General features: G+C 60.3%; 1 protein-coding gene. It reads right to left on the bottom strand.

What is annotated here, in order from left to right:
• Positions 1-167 precede the first annotated feature (167 nt).
• Complete coding sequence (locus tag GO606_RS00685) at positions 168-623, bottom strand: septal ring lytic transglycosylase RlpA family protein (protein WP_169120835.1); 456 nt, start codon at positions 621-623, stop codon at positions 168-170.
• Positions 624-780: the final 157 nt, after the last annotated feature.

Raw genomic sequence — 780 nt, 5'->3', positions numbered from 1 at the left:
TACCCACACTTATCGGTTGTTCAACTTTTTAAAGAACCGCCACATCGCTGCAGCAAGGGAGCGAATTATACGGCTGTAATCGCGCCCGTCAACCCCCTTCCAGACATCTTCCGATATTTCTTTGTTCCTCGGTGAAAGGGCACCATGTCTGACGTCCGTCACCTGGATCACTGCCGGTCGTCGTCACCCCATTCGAGCACCTCCACCCTCACCGGTGACCTGCCATCCTTGATCATGCCGAGCCTGGCCGCCGCCGCCGGCGAAAGATCGATGATCACGCCTTCCTTCCGGCTCGGTTTCGCCGGCCCTCGGTCGTTGATGCGGACCACGACCGCACGCCCATTCTTCCGGTTCGTCACCCGCACGCGCGTCCCGAAGGGATAGCTGGGATACGCTGCGACCATCTCGGTCCGGTCGAACGTTTCACCGCTTGCGGTTTCCCGTCCATGCAGGCTGCGCGCATAGTACGAAGCGAGCCCGGTCTTCGTTTCGAGTGCAGGTGCCTTCCCCCGGCACGCGCCGGTTCGTGACCGTACGCCAGCAACGACAGCAACAACAGCAGTATCGCAACAGCGGCTGTCCACAGGAACGCGAAGGCCCGGCGCTTCGGGCGACTCTTGCATCCTCCACCCATTGCAATCTCCTTTCCCTCGTTCTTCGTCGCTAACGGTCATTGCGACGAGCGCCACCCCTGATGATGAAAGAAACTACGGGGTGGAAGATGGCGGGAAGAGGTCGCGCAATATTTTGGCGGTTCGACCCCGCAAGCTAACGTGACCG

The organism is Aromatoleum anaerobium (genome assembly GCF_012910705.2).
Lineage (GTDB): Bacteria > Pseudomonadota > Gammaproteobacteria > Burkholderiales > Rhodocyclaceae > Aromatoleum > Aromatoleum anaerobium.
This window is presented reverse-complemented; position numbering and strand designations above follow the sequence as displayed.